The sequence below is a fragment of the Kitasatospora sp. NPDC056181 genome, from assembly GCF_042266225.1.
GTDB lineage: Bacteria > Actinomycetota > Actinomycetes > Streptomycetales > Streptomycetaceae > Kitasatospora.
Genome location: NZ_JBHJUK010000002.1, coordinates 166,350 through 178,142, shown reverse-complemented (window position 1 = coordinate 178,142; position 11,793 = coordinate 166,350). Strand labels below are relative to the sequence as shown.

Here is an 11,793-nt window from a genome sequence, read left to right as displayed (position 1 = left end):
GCGCAGCGCGGACCCACCCCACGACGGGGAACGGTGGGTCAGAGCGCGGGCCCGAGGACGGGCAGGGTGGCTCCGCGGGGCTCGGCGACGACGCCCTCGACGGCGAGGATGCGGTGCAGCCGGGTGGCCACCAGCAGCCGCTGGAGCTGGGCGGGAACGGAGCGCAGCACCAGCCGGCGGCCGATCCGGCCGGCCCGCCGGTGCGTTCCCATGATCACGCCGAGGCCGGTGGCGTCCCAGAACTCCAGCCGGGCGAGGTCGAGGACGAGGTCGCCCCGCCCGCCGTCGACGGCCTGGTGCAGCCGGACCCGCGCGTCGGCGGCGGTGCGCACGTCGAGGCGGCCTTCGATGGCCAGCGCCGCGTGGTCGCCCGTGATGCGCATGGTCTCCTCCTCCGCCTGGCGGGTCACTGGTACGGGTTCGTCCCGCCCCGGCCGCGCCGGGCCCGGGAGCGGGTGTCCATCCGGGCGGGCCTGAAGCCCCGCGCCCGGGCCCGGCCGCAGCAACGTCAGCGTGGGCCGGGCTCCCCCTCATCTGACGGTGAACCAGGTCCGCAGGTTGCTGGTTCCGGCCAGATCTGAAGCAACTTCACTCGTCCGAGGGAATATACGCAGGAACTCTCCATACCTACGCTCGATTACCGCCCAAATCACCCGTCTGCGGCACCCGGCGTGAGGAAACTCACCCGCCCCCGGCGCGGCGGGCCGTACGATTCTCCGATCGCACGGCCCGCCTGGTCACACGCCTTCGTGGGTCACTTGCCCGGGTACGGGTAGAAGCCCCGGCCGCTCTTGCGGCCCAGGTCACCGGCGGTCACCATGCGCGCCATGATCTCCGGCGCGGCGAACTTCTCGTCCTGGGTCTCGTCGTAGATGTTCCGGGCGGCGTGCAGCAGGATGTCGACGCCGGTCAGGTCGGCGGTCTCCAGCGGGCCCATCGGGTGGCCGAAACCGAGCCGGCAGGCGGTGTCGATGTCCTCGGCGGTGGCGACGCCCGACTCGTAGAGCTTGGCGGCCTCGACGACCAGCGCGGTGATCAGGCGGGTGGTGACGAAGCCGGCCACGTCGCGGTTGACCACGACGACGTCCTTGCCGACGCCCTCGGCGAAGGCGCGGGCGGTGGCCAGGGTCTCGTCGCTGGTCTTGTAGCCGCGGACCAGCTCGACCAGCTTCATCAGCGGCACCGGCGAGAAGAAGTGCACGCCGACGACCGACTCGGGGCGGCCGGTGGCGGCCGCGATCCGGGTGATCGGGATGGCGGAGGTGTTGGAGGCCAGCACCGCGCCGTCCTTGGCGATCTTGTCGAGCTCGCGGAAGACGCCCTCCTTGACGTCCAGCTGCTCGAAGACCGCCTCGACCACGATGTCGGCCTCGGCGACCGCGCCCAGGTCGGTGGTGGTGGTGATCCGGCCGAGCGCCGCCTCGGCGTCCTCGGCGGTCAGCCGGCCCTTGGAGACGAACTTCTCGTACGAGGCGCGGATGCCCGCGAGCCCGCGCTGCAGCGCCTCCTCGGTGACGTCCCGCAGCACCACCGGGTGCCCCGCCTGGGCGGAGACCTGGGCGATGCCGGCCCCCATCAGGCCGGCGCCGATCACGGCGATCTGCTGGCTGGACGCGTTGCTCATGGCTTGGTCTCCCGGATGCCGTCGCCGCCCGGCGGGCGGGCCCTGAAGGCGGCTCAGGGCAGGGGTCACCCGCTTGAGCCGCGTCGCTCTGCGCCGGACTCTAATGCCCTTCACGCGCCCGTGGTGCCATCCGAGAGTGTGATCTGCGACCGAACCGGCCGGGCGGGCCGGGTGGTCAGAGGGTGATGCCGAGGTCCTGGGCCAGGATCGCCGCCTGCACCCGGCTGCGCAGCCGCAGCTTGGCGAGGATCCGGCTGACGTGGGTCTTGGTGGTCGCCTCCGCCATCTCCAGCCGCCCGGCGATCTCGCCGTTGGAGAGCCCGGCCCCGAGGCAGGCCAGCACCTCCCGCTCGCGCGGGGTGAGCCCGGCCACCGCCGTCCGGACGTCCGGCCCGACGGTCCGCTCCGGGCGCGCGAAGGAGCCGATCAGCCGCCTGGTCACCGAGGGCGCCAGCATGCCGTCCCCGCGCGCCACCGTGCGGATGCCCTCGACCAGGGTGTCCGCCTCCAGGTCCTTCAGCAGGAACCCGGCCGCGCCGGCCCGCAGCGCACCGTAGACGTACTCGTCCAGGTCGAAGGTGGTCAGCACGAGCACCTGGGCGGCCCCGGCGGCCACCACCTGGCGGGTCGCCGAGACGCCGTCCAGCCGGGGCATCTGGACGTCCATCAGGACGACGTCGGGCCGCAGCTCCAGGGCCAGCCGCACCGCCTCCTCGCCGTCCGCGGCCTGCCCGACCACCTCCAGGTCCGGCTCCGCCCGCAGGATCATCACCAGCGCGGCCCTGACCGCCGCCTGGTCCTCCGCCACCAGCACCCTGATCGTCATGCCCGTCCCTCTCCCGCCTCGGTCACCAGGGCCCGCGGCAGCACCGCGCGCACGGCCCAGAACTTCCCCTCCGGCCCGGCCGTGAAGTCGCCGCCCAGCAGCGCGGCCCGCTCCCGCATGCCCACCATGCCCGCCCGGGCCCCCGGCAGGGCCTGGCCGGCCCCGGTGCGGTACGGGCTCTCCACCGCGATCCGCACCTCCTGGGGGCAGTACTCCAGCAGCACCCGGACGCGGCCCGGGCCGGCGTGCTTGAGCGCGTTGGTCAGCGACTCCTGGACGATCCGGTACGCCGCCAGGCCGACCGGCACCGGCAGCTCCCCGCGGTCACCGCTCTCGGTGAGCTCGAAGTCCAGCCCGACGTCCTGCCCGGCCGCGCGGGCCTGGGCGAGCAGCGCGTCGACCGCGCCCAGGTCGGGCGCGGCGTACGACTCGTCGGCCTCTCCCCCGCCGCTGTCCCGCAACAGGCCGATCATCCGGCGCATTTCGGCCAGCCCCTGGACGCTGTTCTCCCGGATCACCGCCAGCACCTCCACCAGCGGGTCGTCCTCCGACCGCCGCTGGCGGCGGGCCACCGACTGGGCGCCGGTGGCGTGGATCGCGATCGCCGACAGGTGGTTGGCCACCACGTCGTGCAACTCCCGGGCCATCCTGGCCCGTTCGGCGACGACCGCCTCGCGCCGGTCCAGCTCGGAGAGCAGCGCGGTCTGTTCGGCCCGCAACCGCTGGGTCTCCGCCTCCTGACGGTGCTTGCGCACGATGTCCCCGGTCCACACCGGCGCCAGGTAGACCAGCGTGGTCAGCACCACGACGGCCACCGCCGTCGGGGCGTCGCTGAAGACCAGCACCAGGGTCGAGAGCACCAGCACCGAGCCGGCGCCGGTCAGGTGCAGCACCCGCGACATCCTCGGACTGCCGTAGAGCACCGCGGCGTACAGCAGGTCGGTGTACATCAGGGTGGTCGCCAGGAGCGCCCCGCTGAAGATGCTGACCGCGAAGGCGATCCCGCCGACCGTGGCGATGAGAACCGGCCTGTTCCGGCGGACCAGCTCCAGCGAGGCCATCACCAGCAGCGGCGGTAGGGCCATCCAGCGGGGGATGTGACCCGAGCCGTCGTACACCTTCAGGGCGATCAGCAGCAGCCCCCCGAGCAGCCCGAAGAGCGCGATCGCCCGGTCCTCCTGCCGCGGGGTGAGTGTGGGTCTGCGCACGGCCCCATCAGATCATCCCCGGCGGGGCCGGCGGCTCCGGTGCGGGGAGGATCCCCCGTACATCGAAAGGTGCAGGCCCGGTTCGGCTCCCGCGACGACGACGCCCGCGCGCTCGTCGGGAACGCTGGAGGGGTCACCGAGAGCCGCGGAGCCCACCATGATCGTCACCCTCGTCCTCGCCGCCGAGGCCGCCTTCTGGATCCTCCTCGGGCTCGGCCTGGCCACCCGGTACCTGCTGCGGTGGCGCCGGGTGAGCACCGTGCTGCTGGTCGGGCTGCCGGTCGTCGACCTCACCCTGTTCGCCCTCACCGTGCTCGACCTGCGCGGCGGCGCCACCGCGAGCTGGACGCACGCGCTGGCCGCGGGCTACGCGGGCTTCTCGATCGGCTACGGGCCGTCGCTGGTCCGCTGGGCCGACCGGCACTTCCGGTACCGCTTCGCCGGCGGGCCCAAGCCGGTGCGGTCCCCCCAGTACGGCCCCGAGCGGACCCGCCACGAGTGGCGGATCTGCGGGCGGACGGTGGTCTCGGCCGCCATCACGCTGGGCCTGATCACCGCCCTGGTGCCGCTCTCCGCCGGCGCCGCGCACTTCTCCGACTTCACCGGCTGGTACGCGCGGCTGGGCATCACGGCCGCGATCAACGTGATCGTGGCGGCCTGCTACTCGCTCTGGCCGAAGGAGGCGCCGGCCGGCGCGATCGTCGAGGACGGCCGCGTGGTCGGCTGGACGATCCCGCGGCAGTAGGCCCCCGCCGGGGTCAGCGGTTCTCGCCCGGCACCCAGAGCACGTCGCCCCGCTCCTTGTTGGCCGTCCGGGCCAGGATGAACAGCAGGTCGGAGAGCCGGTTCAGGTACTTGGCGGTCAGCGGGTTGACGCTCTCCCCGTGCTCCTCGATGGCGGCCCAGGTGGCCCGCTCGGCCCGGCGCACCACCGTGCAGGCCAGGTGCAGGTGGGCGGCGCCGGCGGTGCCGCCGGGCAGGATGAAGCTGCGCAGCTTCTCCAGCGACTCCAGGAAGTGGTCGCAGTCCTCCTCCAGCCTGTCGATGTAGGACTGCAGCACCCGCAGCGGCGGGTACTTCGGGTCCTCCACCACCGGGGTGGCCAGGTCGGCGCCGACGTCGAAGAGGTCGTTCTGCACCCGGGTGAGCACCGCGGCGACGTCCTCCGCCAGCCCGCCGACGGCGATCGCCACGCCGATCGCGGCGTTCGCCTCGTTGGTGTCGGCGTACGCGACCAGGCGCGGATCGGTCTTGGTCGTACGACTCATGTCACCGAGCGCGGTGGTGCCGTCGTCGCCGGTACGGGTGTAGATGCGCGTCAGATTGACCATGGGGCCCAGCGTAGCCAAGCGGTTAGGCGACGTTAACCCTCCCCCGGCCTCGGCCGGGGGTCTCGTCGCTACGCGACGTTGACCCTCTGACCGGGGGGCGCCGCCTCCAGCCAGGCGAGGAAGCCGGTCAGCGCGTCCTCGCTCATCGCCAGCTCCAGCGGGGCGCCGTTGTGCAGGCACCTCAGGACGACCGAGCCGGAGAGCAGTGCCAGCTCCTCCTGCCCCTCGGGGTAGCGCCGGCCGAGCACCTCGATCTCCCGGCGGGGCAGCACCCGGCGCGGGCGCGGGGCGTACGAGAAGACCCGGAACCACTCGATCGAGTCACCGCTGTAGCGGCCGATACCAAAAACCCACCCCTTGCCGTCGGTCTGGGGGACCGGGGCCGAGGTGGGTTTGCCGTTCTCGTCGAGGTCGGGCTGCGTCGAGGCGTCGGCGGGCATTTTGAGCCGGTAGCTGCAGTCGAACGTGCCGCCGACCCGCTGGATCACACGGCGCCGTACCGCGAACGCGACCAGGCCGATCACACCAGCGGCCACGACCGCCGCACACACCACAAGGGCGAGGACCATGCTCACCTACCTCCTCGCTACCCGCGTTCCCCGTATCGGTCGTATCAAGCGACCGCATTGACCTACCAACTGATACGACAGTCCCGGGGTCACGCTCGCGCGTCCCCGGGACCGTCGGTCGACCCCGCTAGAGGGTCTGGCGCACTCAGGCGTGGGCCTTGAGACCGCGCGCCGCGAACAGACGCACCTCGGCGCGTCGCTCGGCGTGCTCGTCCAGGTCCGACTGCGCCTTCTCCAGTGCACGCTCGGCACGCGCGACGTCGATCTCGTCCGCCAGCTCGGCGATCTCCGCGAGCAGAGACAGCTTGTTGTCGGCGAAGGAGATGAAGCCGCCGTGCACCGCGGCGATCACGGTGCCGCCGTCCACCGTGCGGATGGTGACCGGACCGGTCTCCAGCACGCTCAGCACCGGGGTGTGGCCCGGCATGATGCCGGTGTCACCGGAGGCCGTACGGGCGACGACGATGGTGGCCGCACCGGACCACACCTTGCGGTCGGCTGCGACCAGCTCGACGTGCAGCTCAGCCAACGTGGGCTCCTAGGCTCATGCAACCCCCGATTACTCGGGAGTTTCGGTAAGAATAACGGGCCCGCGCCCCCGGCATGAAACCGGCGGCACGGATTTGACCGGAATCACAGCCGATGCGACGCGAGGGGTGGGTCCCAGGGCTGGGGCCCACCCCTCACGGTCACTCAGCTGCTACCGGCCGCGACTACTTCTTCGCGAGCTCGGCGGCGTTCTTCTCGAGGTCCTCGATGCCACCGCACATGAAGAAGGCCTGCTCCGGAACGGAGTCGTACTTGCCGTCCGCGATCGAGTTGAAGGCCTCGATGGTCTCGGACAGCGGCACGGTCGAACCCTCGACACCGGTGAACTGCTTCGCCACGTAGGTGTTCTGCGAGAGGAAGCGCTCGATGCGACGGGCACGGTGGACCGTGACCTTGTCCTCCTCGGACAGCTCGTCGATACCGAGGATCGCGATGATGTCCTGGAGGTCCTTGTACTTCTGCAGGATCCCCTTGATACGGATGGCCGTGTCGTAGTGGGTCTGCGCGATGTACCGCGGGTCGAGGATGCGGGACGTGGAGTCCAGCGGGTCGACGGCCGGGTAGATGCCCTTCTCCGAGATCGGGCGCGACAGAACGGTCGTCGCGTCCAGGTGGGCGAAGGTGGTGGCCGGGGCCGGGTCGGTCAGGTCGTCCGCGGGGACGTAGATCGCCTGCATCGAGGTGATCGAGTGACCACGGGTCGAGGTGATGCGCTCCTGCAGGAGGCCCATCTCGTCGGCCAGGTTCGGCTGGTAACCCACCGCGGAGGGCATACGGCCGAGCAGGGTCGACACCTCGGAACCGGCCTGGGTGAACCGGAAGATGTTGTCGATGAAGAGGAGCACGTCCTGCTTCTCGACGTCACGGAAGTACTCCGCCATGGTCAGCGCGGAGAGCGCGACGCGCAGACGGGTGCCCGGCGGCTCGTCCATCTGGCCGAAGACCAGCGCGGTCTTGTCCAGAACGCCCGAGTCGACCATCTCGTCGATGAGGTCGTTGCCCTCACGGGTGCGCTCGCCGACGCCGGCGAACACCGACACACCACCGAAGTTCTCGGCGACGCGGTAGATCATCTCCTGGATCAGAACGGTCTTGCCGACACCGGCACCACCGAACAGACCGATCTTGCCACCGGTGACGTACGGGGTGAGGAGGTCGATGACCTTGATGCCCGTCTCGAACATCTCGGTCTTGGACTCGAGGTCCTTGAACTCCGGGGCCTTGCGGTGGATCGGCCAGCGGACCTCGACCTGGGACTCGAACTCGTCCTTGTCGACGTTCAGCACGTCACCGAGGGCGTTGAAGACCTTGCCCTTGGTGATCTGGCCGACCGGCACGGAGATGGCCGCACCGGTGTCGGAGACCTGCGCGCCACGGACCAGGCCGTCGGTCGGCTGCATCGAGATGCCGCGGACCATGCCGTCGCCGAGGTGCTGGGCGACCTCGAGGGTCAGGGTCTTCTTGCCCGTGCCGTCGGGGTTGTCCACCTCGACGTGCAGGGCGTTGTACATGTCCGGAATCGCGTCGACGGGGAACTCCACGTCGACGACCGGGCCGATGACCCGCGCGACGCGGCCCGTCGCCGTGGTCGGCTCAACAGTGGTGGTCATTCTCATTCGCTCCCGCGGCTAGCGTCGGCGAGGGCGTTGGCACCGCCGACGATCTCGCTGATTTCCTGGGTGATCTCGGCCTGACGGGCCGAGTTGGCAAGCCGCGTGAGCGACTTGATGAGCTCGCCGGCATTGTCCGTCGCGCTCTTCATCGCGCGCCGACGAGCGGCGTGCTCCGAGGCGGCCGACTGCAGCAGCGCGTTGTAGATCCGGCTCTCGACGTACCGCGGCAGCAGCGCGTCGAGGACGCCCTCCGCCGACGGCTCGAAGTCGTACAGCGGGAAGATCTCGTTCTTGGCCTTCGACTCGTCGCTGAGTTCGACCTCGTCGAGCTTCAGCGGCAGCAGCCTGGCGTCGACCGCCGTCTGCGTCAGCATCGACTCGAACTTGGTCGAGACCAGGTGGAGCTCGTCCACGCCGCCCGTCTCGGCCGTGAAGGCCTCGATCAGGTCGGCCGACACGGCCTTCGCGTCGCCGTACGTCGGCTTGTCGGAGAACCCCGTCCACGAGCCGGCGACCGCGAGGTCACGGAAGCCGTAGTACGAGACGCCCTTGCGGCCGACGATGTACGTCACCACGTCCTTGCCCTCTTCGCGGAGCTTCGCACTGAGCGAGAGCGCCTGCTTGATGGCGTTGGTCGAGTAGCCGCCCGCCAGACCGCGGTCCGCCGTGATCAGCAGAACGGCGGCCCGGGTGGCGTTCGGGTTCTCGGTGGTGAGCGGGTGCTTGGCGTTGGACCGGGTGGCCACCGCCGTCACCGCCCGGGTGAGCTCATCGGCGTACGGAGTGGAGGCGGCCACCGCGCGCTGCGCCTTGACGATGCGCGACGCGGAGATCATCTCCATCGCCTTGGTGATCTTCTTCGTCGCGGTGACAGAGCGGATCCGGCGCTTGTAGACCCGAAGCTGTGCTCCCATGGGTCGTTACGTCCTTTCCCTCGCTACCGGACTCAGGCCTGCTCGCCGAGCAGCTTGCCGTCGGCGGTGGTGAAGCCCTGCTTGAAGGCGTCGATCGCGGTGGTCAGCGCGTCGACGGTGCCGTCGGCGAGCAGACCGGTCTCGACGATGCCGGCCAGCAGGTCCTTGTGCTGCAGGCGCACGTGGTCCAGGAACTCACGCTCGAAGCGACGGATGTCCGCCACCGGGACGTCGTCCAGCTTGCCGGTGGTGCCGGCCCAGATGGAGACGACCTGCTCCTCGACCGGGAACGGCTGGTACTGGCCCTGCTTCAGCAGCTCGACCATGCGCGCACCGCGCTCCAGCTGGGCCTTCGAGGCCGCGTCCAGGTCGGAACCGAAGGCGGCGAACGCCTCCAGCTCACGGTACTGGGCGAGGTCCAGGCGCAGACGGCCGGCGACCGAGCGCATGGCCTTGATCTGGGCGGAGCCACCGACGCGGGAGACCGAGATACCGACGTTCACGGCCGGGCGGATGCCGGCGTTGAACAGGTCGGACTCCAGGAAGCACTGGCCGTCGGTGATGGAGATGACGTTGGTCGGGATGTACGCCGAGACGTCGTTGGCCTTGGTCTCGATGATCGGCAGACCGGTCATCGAGCCGCCGCCGAGGGCGTCGTTCAGCTTGGCGCAGCGCTCCAGCAGGCGGGAGTGCAGGTAGAAGACGTCACCCGGGTAGGCCTCGCGGCCCGGCGGGCGGCGCAGCAGCAGGGAGACGGAGCGGTAGGCCTCGGCCTGCTTCGACAGGTCGTCGAAGATGATCAGGACGTGCTTGCCGTCGTACATCCACTCCTGGCCGATGGCCGAGCCGGTGTACGGGGCGAGGTACTTGAAGCCGGCCGGGTCGGAGGCGGGAGCGGCCACGATGGTGGTGTACTCCAGCGCGCCGGCCTCCTCCAGGGCGCCACGGACGGACGCGATGGTGGAGCCCTTCTGGCCCACGGCGACGTAGATGCAGCGGACCTGCTTCTCCGGGTCGCCCGAGCGCCAGTTGTCGCGCTGGTTGATGATCGTGTCGACGGCCACCGCGGTCTTGCCGGTCTGGCGGTCGCCGATGATCAGCTGACGCTGGCCACGGCCGATCGGGGTCATCGCGTCGATGGCCTTGATGCCGGTCTGCAGCGGCTGCTTGACCGACTTGCGGGCCATGACGCCGGGGGCCTGCAGCTCCAGGGCACGGCGGCCGGTGGAGGCGATGTCGCCCAGACCGTCGATCGGGTTGCCCAGCGGGTCCACGACGCGGCCGAGGTAGCCGTCGCCGACCGGCACGGAGAGGACCTCGCCGGTGCGGCGCACCGTCTGGCCCTCCTCGATGCCGCCGAACTCACCGAGGACGACGACACCGATCTCGCGGGTGTCGAGGTTCAGCGCGAGGCCGAGCGTGCCGTCCTCGAACTTCAGCAGCTCGTTCGCCATGACCGAGGGCAGGCCCTCGACATGCGCGATACCGTCCGCCGCGTCAGTGACCGTGCCGACCTCTTCACGCGAGGCGGCGTCCGGCTGGTACGACTGGACAAAGTCGGCCAGCGCGTCCCGGATCTCCTCCGGACGGATCGTAAGCTCCGCCATCAGGCTTCCCTGCTCTCCTAGTTTGCGATCCTCGGCCCGCCATTGAGGGCCGCAAGTATTCGACTCTCGGCCGGGTCTCTCGAACCGGCCGTACGATTTGCCGGCTCCTATTGGGAGCCGGTTCCCGACCGAGGGTCGGATGTGCTTCGGTGCTCAGCCTTCGAGCGACTGGCGAGCGCCTTCGAGGCGGCTCGACACGGTGCCGTCGATGATCTCGTCACCGATCTGGACCCGGACACCGCCGACGACCTCGGGGTCGACATCGATGTTCAGGTGCACCTGGCGGCCGTACAGCCGGCCCAGGGCGCCCGAGAGGCGGTCCTTCTGGCCGTCCGACAGCGGCACCGCGGTGGTGACCAGGGCCACCACGCGACCGCGCCGCGCCGCGGCGAGCTTCGAGTAGGACTCCAGGCCCTGCTCAAGGCTACGGCCACGCGGAGCGTTCACCAGGGCGGTGACCAGCCGGACGGTGCCGGCGTTGGCACGGCCGCCGAGCAGCTTCTTGATCAGCGCAGCCTTGGCGACGGCGCCGGCCTTCGGCTCGGTCAGCGCGGCGCGCAGCTCGTTGGAGCCGCTCACCACCCGGCCGAACCGGAACAGCTCGTCCTCGACGTCGTCCAGGACACCGGCCTTGTCGGCGGCGATGACCTCGGCGTACGCGGCCAGCTCCTCGACGGCGTCGACCAGGTCACGCGCACCCGACCAGCGGGAGCGGACCAGGCCGGAGACCAGGTCGAGGGTCTCGCCGGAGACCTGGCCGGTCAGCAGCGAGGAGACCAGCTGGGCCTTGTCCTGGCCCGACCGGGACGGGTCGGTCAGGACGCGGCGCAGCGACACCTCACGGTCCAGGAGGACCGTGACGGCGGTGAGCTCCTCGGCGAGCTTGGCCGCGTCCACCGAGGTGGAGTCGGTCAGGCCTTCGAGGTTCTGCCGCCCGGCGGCGAGGGCCTCACGGCTGGCGCCGATCACTTGGCCGCACCCTGAGCAACGGCGGCCTTGGCCTCCAGCTCGTCCAGGAAGCGGTCGATGACGCCGCTCTGCCGCGCGTGGTCCTCGAGGGACTCACCCACGATGCGGGAGGCCAGCTGCGAAGCGAGCGAACCCACGTCCTGGCGCAGGGCGGCAGTCGCCTGCTTCTTGTCGGCCTCGATCTGCGCGTGGCCGGCGGCGACGATGGCCTCGCGCTGACGCTGGCCCTCCTCGCGCATCTCGGTGAGCTGGGCAGCGCCCTGCTCGCGAGCCTGCTCGACGATGCGGGCAGCCTCGTGACGCGCCTCGGCGAGCTCGGCGCGGTACTGGTCAAGCAGGGCCTGGGCCTCGGCCTGAGCGGCCTCGGCACGCTCCATGCCGCCCTCGATGGCGTCCCGGCGCTCCGACAGCACCTTCTCGATGCTGGGGAGGAGCTTCTTGCCGAGGAGACCGAAGACGATGAAGAAGCAGAGCAGGCCGATGATGATCTCGGGCCATGCGGGGAGGAGAGGATTCATCTTCTCCTCGGCCGCGAGCGAAGCCGCGATGCTCATATCTGGACCTTCCTCGAATGGGTCTGCGG

13 protein-coding genes are annotated in these 11,793 nt (G+C 70.7%); 1 reads left to right on the top strand and 12 read right to left on the bottom strand.

Annotation, left to right across the window (positions count from 1 at the left end):
* Positions 1-38 precede the first annotated feature (38 nt).
* The 4 genes from ACFC1F_RS01965 to ACFC1F_RS01950 form a co-directional block, all read right to left on the bottom strand.
* On the bottom strand, positions 39-383 hold the full coding sequence (locus ACFC1F_RS01965; RefSeq protein WP_148642903.1) for an STAS domain-containing protein: 345 nt from the start codon (positions 381-383) through the stop codon (positions 39-41).
* A 371-nt stretch (positions 384-754) separates the two neighbouring features.
* Complete coding sequence (locus ACFC1F_RS01960; protein WP_209411296.1) at positions 755-1,624, bottom strand: 3-hydroxyacyl-CoA dehydrogenase family protein; 870 nt, start codon at positions 1,622-1,624, stop codon at positions 755-757.
* A 175-nt stretch (positions 1,625-1,799) separates the two neighbouring features.
* Positions 1,800-2,450: a response regulator transcription factor gene (locus ACFC1F_RS01955; protein WP_209411295.1), complete on the bottom strand. Its 651-nt coding sequence runs from the start codon at positions 2,448-2,450 to the stop codon at positions 1,800-1,802.
* Positions 2,447-3,658 (bottom strand): sensor histidine kinase, encoded by a 1,212-nt coding sequence (locus ACFC1F_RS01950; RefSeq protein ID WP_376154975.1) that lies wholly within the window; start codon positions 3,656-3,658, stop codon positions 2,447-2,449. The genes ACFC1F_RS01955 and ACFC1F_RS01950 overlap by 4 nt, the downstream gene beginning before the upstream one ends.
* A 157-nt stretch (positions 3,659-3,815) precedes the next feature.
* Between ACFC1F_RS01950 and ACFC1F_RS01945 the strand changes: the two genes are divergently transcribed.
* Positions 3,816-4,403, top strand: coding sequence for a hypothetical protein (locus ACFC1F_RS01945; RefSeq protein WP_376154973.1), 588 nt, complete (start codon positions 3,816-3,818; stop codon positions 4,401-4,403).
* 13 nt (positions 4,404-4,416) lie between these two features.
* On the opposite strand, the gene ACFC1F_RS01940 is transcribed toward ACFC1F_RS01945, so the two are convergent.
* The 8 genes from ACFC1F_RS01940 to ACFC1F_RS01905 all read right to left on the bottom strand — a co-directional run bounded on the left by ACFC1F_RS01940 (position 4,417) and on the right by ACFC1F_RS01905 (position 11,764).
* Entirely contained in the window at positions 4,417-4,989 is a 573-nt protein-coding gene (locus ACFC1F_RS01940) for a cob(I)yrinic acid a,c-diamide adenosyltransferase (RefSeq protein ID WP_148642908.1), read from the bottom strand.
* Positions 4,990-5,057: 68 nt separating this feature from the next.
* Complete coding sequence (locus ACFC1F_RS01935) at positions 5,058-5,558, bottom strand: DUF2550 domain-containing protein (RefSeq protein WP_148642909.1); 501 nt, start codon at positions 5,556-5,558, stop codon at positions 5,058-5,060.
* Between the two features lie 145 nt (positions 5,559-5,703).
* Positions 5,704-6,087: a F0F1 ATP synthase subunit epsilon gene (locus ACFC1F_RS01930; RefSeq protein ID WP_148642910.1), complete on the bottom strand. Its 384-nt coding sequence runs from the start codon at positions 6,085-6,087 to the stop codon at positions 5,704-5,706.
* A 184-nt stretch (positions 6,088-6,271) separates the two neighbouring features.
* A complete protein-coding gene (atpD, locus tag ACFC1F_RS01925; protein ID WP_209411291.1) occupies positions 6,272-7,717 on the bottom strand; it encodes a F0F1 ATP synthase subunit beta in 1,446 nt (481 codons plus the stop codon).
* A gap of 2 nt (positions 7,718-7,719) precedes the next feature.
* Positions 7,720-8,634 carry a F0F1 ATP synthase subunit gamma gene (locus ACFC1F_RS01920; protein WP_376154971.1) on the bottom strand — a complete coding sequence of 305 codons (915 nt, stop codon included), beginning with the start codon at positions 8,632-8,634 and terminating at the stop codon, positions 7,720-7,722.
* A 32-nt stretch (positions 8,635-8,666) separates the two neighbouring features.
* The gene (gene atpA / locus ACFC1F_RS01915; RefSeq protein WP_209411289.1) at positions 8,667-10,241 is read right to left on the bottom strand and encodes a F0F1 ATP synthase subunit alpha; all 1,575 of its coding nucleotides are present in this window, start codon (positions 10,239-10,241) and stop codon (positions 8,667-8,669) included.
* A 153-nt stretch (positions 10,242-10,394) separates the two neighbouring features.
* Entirely contained in the window at positions 10,395-11,210 is an 816-nt protein-coding gene (locus ACFC1F_RS01910) for a F0F1 ATP synthase subunit delta (protein WP_148642911.1), read from the bottom strand.
* Positions 11,207-11,764 carry a F0F1 ATP synthase subunit B gene (locus tag ACFC1F_RS01905; RefSeq protein WP_209411287.1) on the bottom strand — a complete coding sequence of 186 codons (558 nt, stop codon included), beginning with the start codon at positions 11,762-11,764 and terminating at the stop codon, positions 11,207-11,209. Before ACFC1F_RS01905 ends, ACFC1F_RS01910 begins: the two co-directional genes overlap by 4 nt.
* Between the last annotated feature and the right edge of the window lie 29 nt (positions 11,765-11,793).